The organism is Bradyrhizobium sp. LB11.1, from assembly GCF_040549385.1.
GTDB lineage: Bacteria > Pseudomonadota > Alphaproteobacteria > Rhizobiales > Xanthobacteraceae > Bradyrhizobium.
The window spans coordinates 43,008-57,702 of sequence record NZ_JBEPTH010000004.1 but is presented as its reverse complement, the minus strand read 5'-3'; the positions used below and the strand labels follow the sequence as shown (position 1 = coordinate 57,702).

The 14,695-nt window shown below is 61.7% G+C and carries 11 protein-coding genes; 8 read left to right on the top strand and 3 right to left on the bottom strand.

Annotated features, from left to right (window positions below):
- Positions 1 to 48 precede the first annotated feature (48 nt).
- The 3 genes from tagH to ABIA96_RS11600 are packed head-to-tail and all read right to left on the bottom strand — an operon-like array spanning position 49 to position 3,863.
- A complete protein-coding gene (gene tagH / locus ABIA96_RS11610; protein WP_354137189.1) occupies positions 49 to 1,413 on the bottom strand; it encodes a type VI secretion system-associated FHA domain protein TagH in 1,365 nt (454 codons plus the stop codon).
- Between the two features lie 12 nt (positions 1,414 to 1,425).
- On the bottom strand, positions 1,426 to 1,938 hold the full coding sequence (locus tag ABIA96_RS11605; RefSeq protein ID WP_354137188.1) for a DUF6931 family protein: 513 nt from the start codon (positions 1,936 to 1,938) through the stop codon (positions 1,426 to 1,428).
- A gap of 56 nt (positions 1,939 to 1,994) precedes the next feature.
- The gene (locus ABIA96_RS11600) at positions 1,995 to 3,863 is read right to left on the bottom strand and encodes a type VI secretion system Vgr family protein (RefSeq protein WP_354137664.1); all 1,869 of its coding nucleotides are present in this window, start codon (positions 3,861 to 3,863) and stop codon (positions 1,995 to 1,997) included.
- A gap of 332 nt (positions 3,864 to 4,195) precedes the next feature.
- Between ABIA96_RS11600 and ABIA96_RS11595 the strand changes: the two genes are divergently transcribed.
- From ABIA96_RS11595 to tssH, 8 genes are all read left to right on the top strand, one after another.
- Positions 4,196 to 5,512 (top strand): type VI secretion system protein TssA, encoded by a 1,317-nt coding sequence (locus ABIA96_RS11595; RefSeq protein WP_354137187.1) that lies wholly within the window; start codon positions 4,196 to 4,198, stop codon positions 5,510 to 5,512.
- A gap of 123 nt (positions 5,513 to 5,635) precedes the next feature.
- A complete protein-coding gene (tssB, locus tag ABIA96_RS11590) occupies positions 5,636 to 6,163 on the top strand; it encodes a type VI secretion system contractile sheath small subunit (protein ID WP_354137186.1) in 528 nt (175 codons plus the stop codon).
- Positions 6,164 to 6,187: 24 nt separating this feature from the next.
- A complete protein-coding gene (gene tssC, locus ABIA96_RS11585) occupies positions 6,188 to 7,690 on the top strand; it encodes a type VI secretion system contractile sheath large subunit (protein WP_187437324.1) in 1,503 nt (500 codons plus the stop codon).
- A gap of 49 nt (positions 7,691 to 7,739) precedes the next feature.
- Positions 7,740 to 8,225, top strand: a complete 486-nt coding sequence (locus tag ABIA96_RS11580; RefSeq protein ID WP_148776571.1) for an Hcp family type VI secretion system effector — start codon at positions 7,740 to 7,742, stop codon at positions 8,223 to 8,225.
- 181 nt (positions 8,226 to 8,406) lie between these two features.
- Positions 8,407 to 8,955: a type VI secretion system baseplate subunit TssE gene (gene tssE / locus ABIA96_RS11575; protein WP_354137185.1), complete on the top strand. Its 549-nt coding sequence runs from the start codon at positions 8,407 to 8,409 to the stop codon at positions 8,953 to 8,955.
- A 1-nt stretch (position 8,956) separates the two neighbouring features.
- Positions 8,957 to 10,924, top strand: a complete 1,968-nt coding sequence (gene tssF, locus ABIA96_RS11570) for a type VI secretion system baseplate subunit TssF (RefSeq protein ID WP_354137184.1) — start codon at positions 8,957 to 8,959, stop codon at positions 10,922 to 10,924.
- Positions 10,888 to 11,952: a type VI secretion system baseplate subunit TssG gene (gene tssG, locus ABIA96_RS11565; RefSeq protein ID WP_354137183.1), complete on the top strand. Its 1,065-nt coding sequence runs from the start codon at positions 10,888 to 10,890 to the stop codon at positions 11,950 to 11,952. Before tssF ends, tssG begins: the two co-directional genes overlap by 37 nt.
- Positions 11,953 to 12,050: 98 nt before the next feature.
- The gene (gene tssH / locus ABIA96_RS11560) at positions 12,051 to 14,690 is read left to right on the top strand and encodes a type VI secretion system ATPase TssH (protein ID WP_354137182.1); all 2,640 of its coding nucleotides are present in this window, start codon (positions 12,051 to 12,053) and stop codon (positions 14,688 to 14,690) included.
- Positions 14,691 to 14,695: the final 5 nt, after the last annotated feature.

The following is a 14,695-nucleotide window of genomic DNA, read 5'->3' as shown; positions in this document are numbered from 1 at the left end:
CCCTACATCCACTTTAGCAATGTCGGCGACCGCACGGCCGCCGCAAGTTCACTTTGCACCGCCCTTGTCGGAGCGGTCGTAATAGTCGGAGAAATGCAGCATAAAGGTATCGATCGGCGCGCTGTTGTCGCGGCCGAGATGCGCCTTCCAGCGCGTCATGAACTCGTCCCACAATTTGCTCTTGTTCGAGCCGAGCCAGGATTTGGCGCCGCGCTGAAGCTCGAGCTCGCGCGCAATGAGGGTCGGATCGATGCCGGTGATGAGCTCGTGAACAGCGTGCTGCATCGCCATGTACGTCTTCAACTGATGTGACTTGAGGTCGCTGAAGCCCTGCGCAAAGGCGCGTTGCGCGTCGAGATAGCTCCGCGTCTTCGGCCCGAACAAAATCCGCATTGCATCTTCCGAGGTCGGCGAGAATTTCAGCGGGTTGTTCTCAATCGCCTGAACGGTGGTTTGGCTGGTGCTGCGCGTCAGCTGCTTGGCCTGAGTTCTCGCCTGCAGCAGCGCCATCAGATTGTCCACGGTCATGCGCAAGATGCTACCAAGCTGTTCGGCGAGCTCGGCATCGGCCTTGTTGGCAAAGAAATTGTCGGGCAATCCGGCGGCGCGTGCCACCAGCCGTGCGAAGTCGGCGCCGCCGGCCGGCATGGCGGGCGCCGGCGCTTCGTCCATCACCTGCGCCGGGCGCGGCGGCTCGGCATGTGGTGGCGGTGGCTGGACGGGCGCGGCTTCAGCATCGGCCCACACCGAAGGCCGGCGCGGGGTCGGCATCGCGGGCGGCGGTTCGATGGGGGCTTTCGGTGCCGCGACCGGGCCGTCGGCCCAGCTCATGTCGTCCTGCGCGGAAGGCTGGTACGGGGACGTCGGCGGTGGACGTCGAAAGGGATCCACACCCGGCGACGGGACGCTCGCCGCCCAATCCAGAAACTCCGGATTGACGGGGCGCGCCGCCTCGCGCGGCTTCTTCAATTGCTGCGGATCGATGGGCGGCGGTACGTCGCGATCGGCCGCCCACAATTCCTGATAATCGGCATGTTGCTGTACGAGAGGAGCGTGCTGCTGTGCCTCGCGGTCCGGCGGATGCCCGCCCGCCTCATCCTCCAGTGAGACCCCGATGATGTATTGGCCAATGGTGAGCCGGTCGCCGTCACGCAGCCGGTGCGGTCCCCGAATTCGCTGGTCGGCGCCGTTGAGAAAAGTGCCGTTGGTTGAGACGTCATGCAGCCAATAGCCGCCCTCGCGAAAATGCACCTCGCAATGCTTTCCGGAGATCATCCGCGCCGGATCCGGCAACGTCCAATCGAGGTGACGGTCACGGCCAATATCGACCGAGCGCCTGCCGGTGACCGTAAATGACACTGGGCCACCGTCCGGAAGGTTCGGTTCGTTCTCGATATTGAAGCGAAGCACCATCTCTTCGTCTCGTTAGCGCGGAGAGCGCGGTTCGCCGCGTGCCAACTGAATAGCATCCTCCAGGCATGCCGTCATTATCCGGTCCCGGGACTCGCGAGGGAGCCGGCAGAGGGCGATCAGCAGGGCCGCGCGCACCGCGCGCGCGGCTTGATCGGGCTTGGCTTCGACCGGCGCAAACTCCGCCGGGACCACGCTTCCGCCAGACCATCCGGCCGCCAGCGCCAGCCATGTCGCCGGCTGTTCAGGATCGTTGGCGTTGCCGACGGCCAACGCCTTGTTCCGGGACTGCTCGTCGGGTTGCCTGACCCAGGTTTCCACGTAGTTCAGCGACCTGCCGTCGTTGGCATCGAAATGGTCGAACATCCGTCGTAACGAGCGACAACCCCAGGCAACGGCGACGCGCCGGGGCAGCAGATAGGCGCAGAAGGAGACGGCCCCGTGCCAATTGCGCGCATCAGTGGCGTCCTGGAGGAAATCGAGTGAAGGCTTATCGGCCTCGGCCCTGCCGACGTCATGGCGCGCCATTGGATACGCCTGAAGGAGATCCTGCACCGTACCGAACCGAACCTGGCTCATAGCGCTCAGCCGACAAGGGTTGGCAGGCCGTGGGCACCCAGCGGTCCCCCGGCTGCTAGCGCCATGGCGCCCTGCGCCGTCATGGCGATAGTCGGCGCGTTGATGACGATGCCCGCAGGCGTCAGGATGATCTGGCTGGCGCCTACCTGCAGCGTGATGTTGACGTTGGCCATGAGCGTGATGGTGAGGCCTGCGGTGACGGACTGATCCATCGTCATGGTGATATGCTGACCGCCCAACTCGATATCGAGCTTGTCGTTACCGTTGACGAGGGTGGTCTTGCGGGTGTCGCCGCCGAGCGCGGCTTCGCCGATGGTCCGCGTCTCGGTGTCGCGAACCGTCACGTCATGGTCCTTCTCGGCATGCACCGTGATCTTTTCGGAGCCCTTCTTGTCCTCGAAGTTCCACTCGTTGTAGCCGCCGCCTCCCTTGGTGGAATCCGATTTCAATCCCGCGATCGTCTTCTTGGACGGCAGGTCGTAGGGCAGCTTGTACTCGTCGTTATAGACGGTGCCGACGATCAGGGGCCGGTCGGGATCCCCTTCCAGAAATTCGACGACCACTTCCTGTCCGACGCGCGGAATGATCTGACCGCCCCATTTCTTGCCGGACCAGACCTGGGCGACGCGCAACCGGCATGACCGCTTCTTCTTACGGTCCCAGAAGAACCGGACATAGATTTCGCCGAGGTTTTCGACGTCGATCTCCTCGCTCGAATTGTCCTCCTTGGTCACGACTTTGGCGGTCTGGACGCCGTTGATCCTTGGCTTCGGCGTCAGCATCGGCGCCCGGAACGGGCGGTCGCTTGGCAGGAATTCGTAGCTGCCGAAATAGACGTGCTGACCGGCGTCGCTGGGACCACCGGTGCGGTACGCTTCGATCGAGAACGAATGGGTGGCCCGTACCACCAGATATTCGACGTTCTGCGAGTCCTTGTGATGCTTCTCGAGCTTGGTCAGTCCGCCGGGGAACAGGCTGACTGCATCACCGTTGCCGCGGCGCCGCCGGTCCATGGCTTGCTCGGACTGGAGCTGGACCTTCGCGTAGCGCTCGCCGTCGGACTTTTCCTTGAACTTGCCCGGATAGTCGTAAAATTCCATCTCCGAGCGGGTGTAACTCTCGTTGCCCTTGGCGTCGCTGATCATCTGCGCATTGGGCTTCTGGTAGTTGTAGTCGTTGAGCTCGACCTTGCCGGTCCGAAACCGGCGCTCCGAGACCCATTCGTAGATGTGCTGCTCACCTCGCCGATCGGCGCCCGTCAGCGGGATGTAGGGGATCGTGGCGAGCCCGTTGATCGGACTGTGCGATGATTTTGAGTCCGCCAATACCAGCGTGTGCTTGCCGCCCTCGTGCTTGAAGAAGTAGTAGATGCCGTGCTGTTCCATTAGTCGGCAAACGAAATTCAGATCGGTCTCGCGGTACTGAACGCAATATTCGAGCTTCGGACAGGAGCCTTCCTCGGTCAGGTTCGACTCGTAGTCGGTGAAGCCGCGATCGTTGAAGACCTCCTTGATGATGTCGGGCGCCTTCTTGTCCTGGAATATCCGGCAATCGGTGGTTCGCGACAGCAGCCATAACCAGGGCCGAAGCACGATTCTGTAGCTGAAATCGTCGTTCTTCACCCCAAGCCATTGCGCTTCGGTGAGAATGCCGCTGAACTCGCGCTCCTTCTCATGAAGCTTTATCTTCAGCGTGCACTGCTGACCGATTGCGCGGTCGAAGTCGAGATCGGCGTCCTCACTGAGACATTCGATACGGTACTCAAAGAGCTCGCTGAGACCTTCCGAAGCTTCGTATCCGACGAAAACCAGAACGTCCTTGCCGAGTGGCGTCTTGAGCTCGCAGAGGCGGGTATCTTGGGTAAGCTGGCCCATGTGGGCGTTAAACTCCCTCGTCGGCCGCATGATCGGCTCCGAAGAGCAGATCAGGCGTCATGCACGAACCACAGACATCCTGGCCCCTCTGGGAGGCCGGTAAGTCCGCCCGGGGTTGGCCTCCTGACGCGCCACAGCAGCCGTCCAAAGAAGCACCCCGGCCTTCAAGTAGTCGCCTCCAAGAGCTTGCTGGTTCACGCGAAACTGTCATGATCATCGGGAATGAACCGGGACCGCCAAGCATCTGACCCATAAGACAATCGGATTATAGTCCCCTCTCCGCTCTCCCTTGAACGTCACGGGGTTCGGCGGGGCCCAGCAGATGGACGATCATGCTCGACGTCGCCTCCTTGACCCAGCCGGTCGCCGCGGACGATCCCTGCGGACCGGATCTCGATGCAAGTGGAGACGTTCAGTACCTCAACTTCTTCGCAGGTGCGGAATCGCTTCTGCCGATGTCGTATTTCGAGGTCGTCAACGCCAATGGAGAGCGCGGGCGCTTCGATCCGAAGGCCATCGACATCGCCGGCCAGTTTGCCGCCGCACGACCTCTTCTGGCGCGCACCCGCGATCTGCGTTTGAACATGCTGCTGGCCAAGTTCTCCATCCTCAACCGGGACCTTGACGGCTTTCTCAATTGCCTGAAGGCGACGACCACGTTGCTAAGGGAGCAGTGGGAAGCTGTACATCCGAGGGCCGAAGACGGCGACTACGCTCTTCGCGCCGTAACGATCGAAGCGATCGACGTGTTTCCGACCGTGATCAATCCCCTCCAATTCTTTCCGCTGATCGAAAATCGCAGACAAGGCACCCTCAACTACCGTGCCTATCAGGTTGCCAAGGGAGAAATTCCCGCCGGTGACGCCGACATTGACGGTCCCGATCTTGCAATCATCGAGCGCATTATCGACGACACAGATCTCGACACCCTGAGGGCGGTGAGTGCACGTTGTTCGGCAGTCGCGGCCGAAATTGCAGGCATCAAGACGATCTGGCACGAAAAGTTGAACTCGGGGCAACCCATCAGCCTCGACGGGGTCTCCGGCGTCGTTAATGGCATGGCCGCCTGGCTTGCGGGTCTCGTCGCGGAGCATGACCCGTCCGCCGTTGTGGCTGCGCCGTCAGACGACGCTGAACTATCCGACACGCAAACTCCCCTTGAGGCAACCGGTGCGCTGACGTCGTCGGCGCAGGCCACTGCGGCGCTCGCCGCCGCTGCTGCCTATTTCGCCCGAATGGAACCGTCCAATCCCGCCCTGTTGCTGGTGCGTCAGGCGCAGGAGATGGTTGGTAAATCTTTCATCGAAGTGATGCGAATGCTGGTGCCTGCCCACGTCGAGAGCGCCGCGATCAATATCGGGCGGGACAAGTTCTTCGACCTGCCCATCGAACGGATGGCGGAGCTTGCGACCCCATCCGCGTCCGGGATCGAGAGCGAAGTTCAAGATACTGTTTTTTCTGTAAAAAATAGAGCACAGGCCTTGGGCCTGCTGGCCAAAGTGGCCGCATTTTTCCGGACCGCAGAACCATCCAGCCCCATTCCCTTTTTGGTCGACCGCGCGCGCGATCTGGCACAGCGAGACTTCCTCAGCCTTTTGAATGACGTCCTGCCCGAGGGCGCGCTCAAGACAATCGACAAATCGTATTGAACCCGCTTTTCGCTCGACGCCACTAACAGGACATAGGGAGTTTTTGCCGACCGCAAGTTGAGCTGCTCTTGCAACCTGCGTCCGGCAAACCGGCTTCTCAATGACTTCGCAGAGAGGGGAACCATGGCTACGGACAGCGGTCAGAAATTCATCCGTCGTAACCGCGCACCGCGCGTTCACATCACCTACGAGGATCCCTATGACGCCGAACGGCTGATCGAGTTGCCGTTCGTGATGGGCGTCCTTTCCGACCTTTCCGGCAACAACGCCGGCGTGGAGAAAGCCAAGGTCGAGGAGCGCAAGTTCCTCGAGTTCGACATGGACAATTTCGACAACCGCATGGCCGCGATCCAGCCAGGGGTGACGGCCCGCGTGACCAACCGCCTGAGCGAAGCGGCCGACGAGAAGATCTCCATCAGCCTACGCTTCAACAAGATGGCCGACTTCTCACCTGTGGCGGTCGCCCGGCAGGTTCCGGCCACGGCCAAGCTGCTGGAGGCCCGCGAGCAGCTCGCCAACCTGCTCCGCTACATGGACGGCAAGGTGGCTGCCGAGGATCAGCTGAAGAAGCTCCTTAACGATCCGCAGCTGATGGCCGCGCTGAAAGAACGCGCAGCGAGCCAGCCGACCGAACCCGACGCCGAGAGATAGATTTAAAGAGAAGGACTGGGGACCATGGCAAAAGAAGCTGGTCAAAAGGCGACCGTCACTCAAGTCGGAACCGTCGAGGCCGACGAGTTTGCGAATCTGCTCAAGCAGAGCTTTAAGCCCCGCACCGAACGCGCGGCGACCGAAGTCGAGAATGCGGTATCCACGCTCGTTCAGGAGGCGTTGAAGGACACGAGCGTCATCAAGTCGGATGTCCTCGACACCATCGAGGAGATGATCGCGCGGATCGACCAGAAGCTCACCGCGCAGATGAACGAGATTCTTCATGCGCCGGAGTTCCAGGCGATCGAAAGCGCTTGGCGCGGCCTACATTACCTCGTCTTCAATTCCGAGACGGACGCCAGTCTCAAGATTCGCGTGATGAATGTCTCCAAGACCGAGCTCTATCGCAACCTGCGGCTCTATCCGGACGCCCGCTGGGACCAGAGCCCGCTGTTCAAACAGGTCTACGAGTACGAATTCGGCCAGTTAGGCGGCGAGCCGTTCGGCTGCCTGATCGGCGACTACTATTTCAGCCATCTGCCGACCGACGTGCAGTTGATGCGTGATCTCAGCAAAGTCGCCGGCGCCGCGCACGCCCCCTTCTTCGCCGGAGCCGAACCCACGCTGATGGGCATGGATTCATGGACCGAACTGTCCAATCCCCGCGACATCGGCAAGGTGTTCGACACGCCGGAATACGCGGCCTGGAAAGGTCTCCGCGACCAGGATGACTCGCGCTATGTCGGCCTTTGCATGCCGCGAGTGCTGGGTCGCCTCCCCTACGGCGCCAAGTCGGAGCCGGTGGAAGAATTCGCCTTCGAGGAAGAAACCGACGGGCATACCGGCGACAAGTACGGTTGGATCAACGCCTCCTACGCGATGGCTGTCAACATCAACCGTGCCTTCAAGGAGTTTGGCTGGTGCACCCGCATCCGCGGTGTTCAGTCCGGCGGCGAGGTCATCAATCTGCCGACGCACACGTTCCCGACCGACGACGGCGGCGTGGATCTGAAATGCCCGACTGAGATCGCGATCAGCGATCGTCGCGAGCATGAACTCGCCAAGGCGGGTCTGATCCCGCTGATCCATCGCAAGAACACCGACAAGGCGGCTTTCATCGGTGCGCAGTCGCTCTACAAGCCGAAGAAGTATTTCGGCGAGAAAGGCGTGGATGCAACCGCGTCTGACAACCTGTCGTCACGTCTGCCCTACATGTTCGCAGTGTCCCGCTTTGCGCATTATCTGAAGTGCATGGTTCGCGACAAGATCGGATCCATGAAGGAGAAGGATGAGCTGACGGTCTGGCTGCAAACCTGGATCAACGAGTACGTTGATGCCAACCCGGCCCTGTCGTCAGAAGCTCAGAAAGCGCGCAAGCCGCTGGCCGCAGCGAAGGTCGAGGTCATAGCAAACGAGGAGAACCCGGGATACTACAACGCACGCTTCTTTCTCCGTCCACACTTCCAACTCGAAGCGATGGACGTCGGCCTCAGCCTCGTCTCGCGCCTGCCAGGCCCGAGCTCCTGACGTCACGTCGTCGCAACTGTCAATTGCAGATTTTTGAGAGGACTAAGTTATGGCTGTCGATATTTTCTTGAAACTCGATCCCATCAAGGGCGAGTCGCTGGACGACAAGCACAAGGAAGAGATTGATGTGTTGAGCTGGTCGTTCGGCGAAAGCCAGACCGGCACATTCCACAGCGGATCTGGAGGCGGCGCCGGCAAAGTCAGCGTCCAGGATCTCCACTTTACGCACTTCGTGGACAAGGCCACCCCGGATTTGTTCAAGGTCTGTGCGAACGGAAAGCACATCGATACGGCGATCCTCACCGTCCGCAAGGCCGGCGAGAACCCGCTGGAGTATCTCAAGATCGAGATGAAGCACGTTCTGGTCTCCAGCGTGTCGACCGGCGGATCGCACGGCGAAGACCGCCTCACCGAAAACGTGAGTCTGAACTTCGCCAAGGTCAAGATGACCTACAAGAGCCAGACGGACAAGGGTGCCGCCGGCGCCTCGCCGACCTTCGGCTGGGACGTTCCTGCCAACAAGGAATGGGCTTGATCTTCGGCCCCTCGCCTGGCGCCGGTTGCCGATCGCGGACACCGGCGCCATGCGGCGCGATCCCGGATTACATCTTTGAATGGCCCGGGTTAGGGCCGGATGCCTGGCCACGATAAGTCAAGTCGGACGCCAATTGCCGCCCTTCGAAGCGGCATACGCGCCGACCGACATGGGGACCGGAATGACGTTTACGCCAAAAAAGGATCGGCTCTCTCCGCCGCTGATGCTCGCCTTTCGCGCGGCGCACGAAGCTCGTGATGCGCGCAAGAAGCTCGATCTGCGCGATCAGTCCGGTGAACGGATTATCGCAGGCCGGCGCAGCACGGGACGCCATCCGATCTCGGAGGCATTGCTCCGGCGCGAGGTCTCCCATGACCTTGAAACGCTTCTCAATACGATCGCGCTCGAATCGACGCTGGACATGAGCGGCCGGGATTGCGTACGAACGTCGATTCTGAACTATGGCCTTCCCGACATCGCGAACCGCTCGATCGACGAGGTCACGGACGACGAGCTCAGTGACGCGCTGCACGCCACACTGCTCACCTATGAACCAAGGCTCGATCGTAAGACAATCCGCGTCCGCCGCGAAGGCTCGATCGGACCCGAGCAGCTCAAGCTGCGCTTCATCGTTCACGCCGATCTGAAAGCCGAACCGCTCAACGTTCCCGTGGAATTCGTCGCCGACGTCGAGCTCGACAGCGGCGATATCCAGATCAACCGACTTTAGCATGAATCGCGAATTCCTAGACTTCTACAATCGCGAATTGTCCCTGCTGTACGAGCAGGCCGGAGATTTCGCCGAGGAATATCCCGGCATCGCGGAACGCCTCGGCGGCCTGATCAGAGACCGCTCGGATCCGATGATCACCGGGCTACTGGAAGGCGCCGCGTTTCTCGCCGCCCGTGTGCAGTTGAAGCTCAAGCATGAATTTCCGGAGTTCACCTCAAATCTGCTCGAACAGCTGGTTCCGAACTATCTTGCCCCTACCCCGTCGGCCATGCTGGTCGCAGCACGACCGCCCTATGCCGACCCGGCGCTACGCGACGGCAAAAAGCTCGCGCGCGGCGCCTACTTCGACGCCACCTACCGCGAAAGAGAGCGAAGCCTCGCCTGCCGATTTCGACTTTGCCGTGATATCACACTCTGGCCGTTCGACGTCACCGGCGCCGAATACTTCTCGACCGCGGGCGCGCTGCAGGCACTCGGAATTCCGGTCGGCGGCGACGTCATCGCCGGACTCAGGCTATCGTTGACCCACCGTACCGCGGCTCGTCTTGACGAGGAACTGCCGGATGCAGAGGCTCGGACCAAGCCGGAAACGTGGTTTGCGGGCTGCCGCGTAGGCGAGCTCCCGATCTACCTCGTCGGTGCGGAATCAGACGGCATTGCGCTCTACGAGCAACTGATATCGAATTGCAAGGGCGTCTACTTCCGACATCTCGACGATTTCGGCGATCCGGTGGTGACGCGCGCACCACACGACTGCGTGCAGCAGATCGGCTTCGACGAAACCGAGTCGCTGTTTCCGAACGACAACCGCGTCTTTCGCGGCTCGGAATTGCTCCGGGAATATTTCATGTTTCCGCGCAAGTTCCTTGGCATCCACCTGACCGGACTCCGCAGCGTGATGCCGCGGCTGCGCAGCAAGTCGATCGATATTGTCTTCGCCTTCGATGAACACAATTCGCGGCTCGCCGCCGCGGTACGTCCCGACACCTTCAGGCTTTACACCGCGCCGGCGATCAACCTGTTCGAGAAGACGAGTGATCGAATCCCCGTCAAGTCGAATACCCACGAATATCACGTGGTGCCGGATCGTAGTCGCTATCTCGAATACGAGCCGCACCAGGTCCTCGAAGTCTACGCGCATTTCCCGGCAGAGAAGGACAAGCGGCTGGTGCGCCCGCTGTATTCGGCAGCCGTCGACCAGACCAGCGCATCGGTCCAGGGACTTTACTTCACCGTCCGCCGCCTGCCCCGGCGCCGCACGGTGGAAGAGAAGACGTACGGCTCATCTTCCGATTACACCGGGACGGACATGTTCCTGTCGCTGCTCGAGCCCGGCGAATTGAACGGACAGGACTCTGCCGCCGAGCTCAGCGTCCGGGCGCTGTGTTCCAATCGGCATCTCACTGAACACCTGCCGGTCGGTGCGAGCGGCGCCGACTTCCGCCTGCTGGACGATACGTCCCTCGACCTGGTGTGCGTTGCTGGTCCAACCCGGCCGCGTGAGCCGGTGGTCGCCCAGTTGCGCAGTCGCAGCGAAATCGCCAACAGCGGGATCGTCAGCTGGCGGCTGATCAACATGCTGAGCTTGAACTATCTCGGTCTCGTCGAGCGCAATGGCGGCAAGAACGCTGGAGCGCTGCGCGAGATGCTTTCCCTGTTTGCCGACCAGTACGACGACGCTACCGAACGCAAGATCCGGGGCGTGCGCAGCATCGAAAGCCGGCCCGTCGTGCGACGGGTGCGGGAGCGCAGCGGCAGCGGTGCCGCGCGCGGCCTGGAGATCACCATCACGCTCGACGAGAAGGCGTTCGAGGGGAGCGGCGTGTTCCTGCTCGGAGCTGTGCTGGAGCGCTTCTTCGCCGACTATTCAGGCTTCAACACCTTCACCCAGACAGTCGTCTCGACGCCGGAGCGCGGCGAGATCATGCGGTGGCCGCCGCGCATGGGCACGCGGAGACCGCTGTGACGCTGATCGACCAGATGAAGGCCGAACCCTGGCGGTTCGATTTCTTCAATACCCTGCGTCAGCTCGAGCGAGCCAATCCGGATCGACCTCGGATCGGTGACAGCGCCGCCCGCCGCGAGGAGTACGTCGATCTCGGCCAAGTGCCTTACCTCGAGTTCCCCGCCTCCAATCTTGCCGCGGTCGACGACCAGAATGGCCGGCTCAGGATACTCGTCAAGTTTCTCGGCCTCCTGGGTCCGCAGGGTGCGTTGCCACTTGCCACGACCGATGAGAGTCTGAGCTGGTGGTTGATGCGGGACGACGCCTTCCCGCGCTTTCTTGACCTGCTCAACGGGCGGTTCCTGCAGCTCTTCTTTCGCGCCTGGGCCGACGCCCGGCCGATCGCGCAGCACGACCGCCCCCCGGAGGATCGCTTTATTGCCTATGTCGGCTCCTTTGCCGGCCTCGGCTCCAACGTTTTCACCAATCGGGACACCGTACCCGACATGGCGAAGCTCAGCTTCGCCGGACTGGTCGCCCCAAGGGCGAAGTGTGCGTCACGGCTGACGCGGTTCTTGCAGGGACTGTTCGACGTCAAGGTCGAGATCGACGAATTTGTCGGCACCTGGCTTGCGTTCGACCCAAGTCACCGCAGCCGGCTCGGTGAGGCACATGCAAGCCTCGGTCGCGACGCGCTTCTCGGCTCACGCGTGTTCAGCGTCGAGGACAAGATCAGGGTTCGGGTCTTCGTCAAGAATTTTGTCCAGTACGAACAGTTCCTGCCGACCGAAGAGCGCAACTTGTCGGAGCCGCTGGCGGACGCCGTTTTCTTCTACATCGGCGACGAACTGGAGTGGGAGGTCGAGCTCGCGATTCCAGCAGGAGAGGTCGTCCCCGTCAGACTAGGGCAGAGCGGACGGCTTGGATGGACCACCTGGATCTCTCCGAACTGGACCTCCACTGAAGAATATCGCCGCGACGCCCGTTTTCAACTCGGGGAGCGCCTTCGAGCCCGCCGGAACGCCGCGGCCGATGCCTCGGCGATTTGAACCTACCGACCGCGCGGATCGTCCCAATGTCATGGGATTCGCGCCAATTTCCGTTAGGTGTCCAACATCGGCGGAGCAATTGAGCAGGAGGGGCCGCCGTGACCGACATCAGCATTGAAGCCGTAACGGGCAAACTGAACCGCGCCGGCTACGACGCCTTCATACAGGCTCTTCGCCATGCCAAGAGCGCCGGGAACCGCAACGTCGAGCTTGCGCACTGGCTGTTTCATATCCTGCAGCAGGAGCGCACGGACCTCAGCCTCTCGGTGGACCATTACAAGCTCGACCGGGCGCGGTTGCTGTCGGAACTTGCCGGCGCCATCAACGGCTGTCGCAAGAACGAAACAGACATGCCGGGTGTCGCCAATCCGGTCATCGATCTCCTCGATCGCGGCTGGCACTACGCCACGCTCTTTTTTGGCGAAACCCAGATCCGCACCGGCCACCTGCTGGTGGCTGGGCTGAAGTCGAACGACATCCGTCGCGCGCTGAACAACCTCTCCCAGGAATTCGCGAAGGTCAACGTCGAAGCACTGGCCGCCGAGCGTCGCGCCATCTGGGCCGGCTCCGACGAGGAGACCATGCGGCCCATGGACGGCTCGGGTCTTGTGGGCGCTGGCACGGATGGCGCGGATCAGGCGAGTCCGAAAGGCACGACACCGCTCGACCGGTTCTCGCAGGATCTCACAGCCAAGGCCAAATTGGGCGAGATGGACCCGATCCTGGGTCGGGACGAAGAGATCCGCCAGTTGATCGACGTTCTGATGCGACGGCGGCAAAACAATCCGATTCTCACCGGCGAAGCCGGCGTCGGCAAGACGGCCGTGGTGGAAGGATTCGCGCAACGCATCGCCGCCGGCGACGTGCCGCCGCCGTTGCGCAATGTCCGGCTCTGCGCCCTCGACATCGGCCTGATGCAGGCCGGCGCCTCGATGAAGGGCGAATTCGAGCAGCGCCTGCGCTCGGTGATCGACGAGGTGCAGAGCTCGCCCACCCCGATCATCCTGTTCATCGACGAAGCCCATACCTTGATTGGCGCCGGTGGCGCAGCCGGCACCGGCGATGCGGCCAACCTCCTGAAACCCCCACTCGCCCGTGGCACGCTGCGCACCATCGCCGCTACCACCTGGGCGGAGTATCGCCAGTACATCGAGAAGGACCCGGCGCTCACGCGACGATTCCAGCCGATCCAGATCGACGAACCGGATGTCGAGACCTGTTGCGTGATGCTGCGTGGCCTTCTTGGCCCAATGGAAAAGCACCACGGCGTTCGCATTTCCGATGCCGCAATCATTGCAGCCGTCAACCTCTCGCACCGCTACATTCCCTCCCGACAGCTGCCGGACAAGGCCGTCAGCCTGCTCGATACCGCTTCGGCCCGCGTGGCGATCAGTCAGAGCGCAACGCCGGCCCTGATCGAGGACGCGCGTGTCGCGATCACGGCTCGCGAAGCTGAGAAATCCGCGCTGGTCAGCGACCGCGATCTGGGCGTCGAGGACGGCGAGCGCGCCGCCGCGATCGACAGCGATATCGCCGCGTTGAAAGAAAAGCTAACCGCGCTCGAGGCCGACTGGGCCAGGGAGCAGGAGCTCGTCAAGGACATCCGCAGCATTCGTGACATCCTGATCGAGCCCAAGGAAGATCAAGATCCAGACGCAAAACGAGCGGAGCTGCGCGGCAAGTTCGAGACGCTCGAGGGGATCAATCCGGAGAGGCGGATGGTCTATGCCCATGTGGACCAGCAGTCGGTAGCGTCCGTCGTATCCGACTGGACCGGCATCCCGGTTGGTCGGATGATGCGGGACGAGATCGAAACCGTGCTGAAGCTGCCGGAGATCCTCAACCGCCGCGTCGTCGGCCAGTCCCACGGGCTGACGATGATCGCCAAACGTATCGAGACCAGCCGTGCCAAGCTGGACAACCCGTCGAAGCCGATCGGCGTTTTCATGCTGGCCGGACCATCCGGCGTCGGAAAGACCGAGACCGCGTTGGCGCTTGCCGAGACGCTCTACGGCGGCGAGCAGAACATGATCACGATCAACATGTCGGAGTTCCAGGAGGCGCACACCGTCTCGACCTTGAAGGGGGCACCTCCCGGTTACGTCGGCTACGGAGAAGGCGGCCGCCTCACCGAGGCGGTCCGGCGCAAGCCGTACAGCGTCATCCTGCTCGACGAGGTGGAGAAGGCCCATCCCGACGTCCATGAGATCTTCTTCCAGGTGTTCGACAAGGGAGTCATGGAGGACGGCAACGGACGACGGATCGACTTCAAGAACACCTTGATCATCCTGACCACCAATGTCGGCACCGAGCTGATCATGGGGCTGTCCCGCGATCCAAAGTATCGCAATGAACCGGAAGAGCTCGCGAAGATGCTCAGGCCGGAATTGCTGAAAGTATTTCCGGCCGCATTGCTCGGGCGCATCGTTTCGATCCCCTACTTCCCGCTCTCGGACGAGATGCTCGGCGGCATCGTCCGGCTGCAGCTCGACCGCATCGGCCGTCGGCTACGCGATAATCACAACACGGCCTTCAGCTATGACGACGCGGTCGTGGAGCACATCGTGTCAAGCTGCAACGATCCAGATTCCGGCGGGCGCATGATCGACAATATCATCACCAACACATTGCTGCCGGAGCTGTCGCGCGAGTTCCTCAGAAAATCGCTGGCCAAGGAAGAGATCAAGCAGACACACGTCTCAATCGCGAACGACAAGTTCGCATATTCGTGGACCTGAACACG

Coding starts and splice junctions, on each gene's coding strand:
- ABIA96_RS11580 (WP_148776571.1), top strand. CDS start 7,740: ATGGCTGTCGATATTTTCTTGAAACTCGATCCCATCAAGGGCGAGTCG.
- tagH (WP_354137189.1), bottom strand. CDS start 1,413: ATGGTGCTTCGCTTCAATATCGAGAACGAACCGAACCTTCCGGACGGT.
- tssB (WP_354137186.1), top strand. CDS start 5,636: ATGGCTACGGACAGCGGTCAGAAATTCATCCGTCGTAACCGCGCACCG.
- tssE (WP_354137185.1), top strand. CDS start 8,407: ATGACGTTTACGCCAAAAAAGGATCGGCTCTCTCCGCCGCTGATGCTC.
- tssC (WP_187437324.1), top strand. CDS start 6,188: ATGGCAAAAGAAGCTGGTCAAAAGGCGACCGTCACTCAAGTCGGAACC.
- ABIA96_RS11600 (WP_354137664.1), bottom strand. CDS start 3,863: ATGGGCCAGCTTACCCAAGATACCCGCCTCTGCGAGCTCAAGACGCCA.
- ABIA96_RS11595 (WP_354137187.1), top strand. CDS start 4,196: ATGCTCGACGTCGCCTCCTTGACCCAGCCGGTCGCCGCGGACGATCCC.
- ABIA96_RS11605 (WP_354137188.1), bottom strand. CDS start 1,938: ATGGCGCGCCATGACGTCGGCAGGGCCGAGGCCGATAAGCCTTCACTC.
- tssF (WP_354137184.1), top strand. CDS start 8,957: ATGAATCGCGAATTCCTAGACTTCTACAATCGCGAATTGTCCCTGCTG.